This window comes from Lyngbya sp. CCY1209 (assembly GCF_055795065.1).
The window spans coordinates 1-2,142 of the sequence record NZ_JAYFER010000243.1; the positions used below are offsets into that span (position 1 = coordinate 1).

The following is a 2,142-nucleotide window of genomic DNA, read 5'->3' on the forward strand; positions in this document are numbered from 1 at the left end:
AAAAATGTAGGGGCGAATGGCATTCGCCCTCCGGCAATTTTCCTTTTTGCGATCGCCTCAAGAACACCACAATCGATCGCAATAAACAGCCCGGTATCAATTTTTCGGGTGGGGGGGCAAGCCAGGGGCCCCTACAGAGTATATTTTTTAGAACTTCAGTCCGGCCGTGCTCGCCAAAATCGAGTCGGCTTTTTCGATGCCCTCCCGGACCGACGCCGCGCAGGTTTCCAGGGCGTGCCGTTCATCGTCGGTGAGGGGCAATTCCAACACCCGTTCCACGCCGCGGCAACCCAGCCAGCAGGGGACGCCCAGGAAGATGTCTTTCATGCCGTATTCGCCTTGGAGATAGGCGGAGGTGGGCAGCAGGCGGCGGCGGTTGAGTAAGATCGATTCGACCATCATCCGAATTGAAGAAGCGGGGGCGTAGTAGGCGCCGCCCGTCTTCAGGAGCCCGACAATTTCGGCGCCGCCGTTGCGGGTGCGATCGATGAGTCGGTGGATGGTGGCTTCGTCGAGTAATTCGGTGATGGGGATGCCGTTGACGGTGGAGTAGCGGGGGAGGGGAACCATCAAATCGCCGTGGCTTCCCATGACGGTGGCGCTGACGTCGGCGACGGAGACGTTTAATTCCATCGCGATGAAGGTTTGGAACCGGGCGGAGTCCAATACCCCGGCCATGCCCATGATGCGGAAGGGGGCGAGTTTCGTCACCTGCCATGCGATGTAGGTCATCACGTCTAGGGGGTTGGTGACGATCAAAAATACGGCGTCGGGGGAGTAGGCCATCGCTTCGGCGGCGGCTTTGGCGACGATGGGGGCGTTGGTTTCGATCAGGTCGCTGCGACTCATGCCGGGGGTGCGGGGCCGTCCGGCGGTGATGACGACGACATCCGATCCGGCGGTGTCGGCGTAGTCGTTGGTGCCCTGAATTTTGCGATCGTGGCCTTCGACCGATCCGGCTTGCATCAGGTCCAGGGCGACGCCCTGCGGCAACCCTTCCACGACATCGAGGAGGACGACGTTGGCCACGTTACTTTCCGCGATGCGCTGGGCGAGGGTGCCGCCGACTTTTCCGGCGCCGATGATGGAAACGCGGGTGGGGTGGCAGGAAGGAGGGAAAAATAGGCTAGTCATCTTTGTGTACCGAATGTGAGGACAGCGCCAGATGAGAAGCGATGGGGAAAGGGGGAAGGTGGATTTCCCCCCGTCCGCCCATTGATTTGACAGTAACCCGACTCTCCTGGCTCCTTCTGGGCCCGAAAATCTCCTATTTGGCGTCTTCCAACTGGTCGATCCGCAGCCACATGGCGGGGGTCGGAACTCGGCCAAATTTGACGAAGGCGTAGTCTCCTTTGGTGTCCATGACTTCCCCTTTGGTTTCAAATAGGTAGGGGGGAAGCCGGGAGTCGCTGGCGGCTACTTCTAGGCTGTTTTCTAGCTTTTCCCGGACGACGTGAACAAAACTTCCTTTTTTGACGGTCATGGTTGTTTGGATGAATTGGGTTAATTAATCTATCCAGAATTGTAAGGGCTTGTTACTTTGAAGTGAAGGATTGAGGAGTGATGGGTTGGGTAATCGATCGCCGAGATTGCAGTCTGAAGTCCGGGTGAGGGACGGACAGCGATAGGTGCGCTATCGCGAATCGCCGACGGTTTGGGCTTCCCATCTTGACAATCAACATTTTACCGCCCCCGGTTCCCCCACCTGGCCACCCGAACATTTATCTTAACACTCTCTCAGATTACGATGCGATCGCCGGATTGTCCCGTTGCAAGTGGAGCAATTGGCCGGTTTTGGGATTAAAATGCGATCGCCGCGCCCCCAAACCCCTAATTCTGGGGGCTTTGATGCGATCGCCGCGCCCCCAAACCCCCAATTCTGGGGGCTTTGATGCGATCGCCGCATTCTCCCGTTGCATATAGCGATCGGAAACCATTTGTAAGTAGTCGCGCCCCCAAACCCCCAATTCTGGGGGCTTTGAGCCGACAATTTTTCACGAATCATTTCACATTGCCATATCGGACAATTGGCCGGTTTTCAGATCGAATCCGGTTGAATATCCGCACCGCTTGGGAATCAATTCCCCGAGGGCGCAAGCCTTGCGCCCCTACCAGCCAAAATCATCGGTCGATGATTGGGGA

Annotated in this window: 3 protein-coding genes; all 3 read right to left on the minus strand. The window is 57.3% G+C overall.

The features are described 5' to 3' along the window. Window positions 1-147: 147 nt before the first annotated feature. The gene (gene mdh, locus AC0QHF_RS06415; protein ID WP_324703363.1) at window positions 148-1,134 is read right to left on the minus strand and encodes a malate dehydrogenase; all 987 of its coding nucleotides are present in this window, start codon (window positions 1,132-1,134) and stop codon (window positions 148-150) included. A 133-nt stretch (window positions 1,135-1,267) separates the two neighbouring features. Then, complete coding sequence (ndhO, locus tag AC0QHF_RS06420; RefSeq protein WP_324703364.1) at window positions 1,268-1,483, minus strand: NAD(P)H-quinone oxidoreductase subunit O; 216 nt, start codon at window positions 1,481-1,483, stop codon at window positions 1,268-1,270. A 259-nt stretch (window positions 1,484-1,742) separates the two neighbouring features. Next, window positions 1,743-1,937, minus strand: a complete 195-nt coding sequence (locus tag AC0QHF_RS06425; RefSeq protein WP_324703365.1) for a hypothetical protein — start codon at window positions 1,935-1,937, stop codon at window positions 1,743-1,745. Window positions 1,938-2,142 lie beyond the last annotated feature (205 nt).

Coding starts and splice junctions, on each gene's coding strand:
- AC0QHF_RS06425 (WP_324703365.1), bottom strand. CDS start 1,937: ATGGTTTCCGATCGCTATATGCAACGGGAGAATGCGGCGATCGCATCA.
- ndhO (WP_324703364.1), bottom strand. CDS start 1,483: ATGACCGTCAAAAAAGGAAGTTTTGTTCACGTCGTCCGGGAAAAGCTA.
- mdh (WP_324703363.1), bottom strand. CDS start 1,134: ATGACTAGCCTATTTTTCCCTCCTTCCTGCCACCCCACCCGCGTTTCC.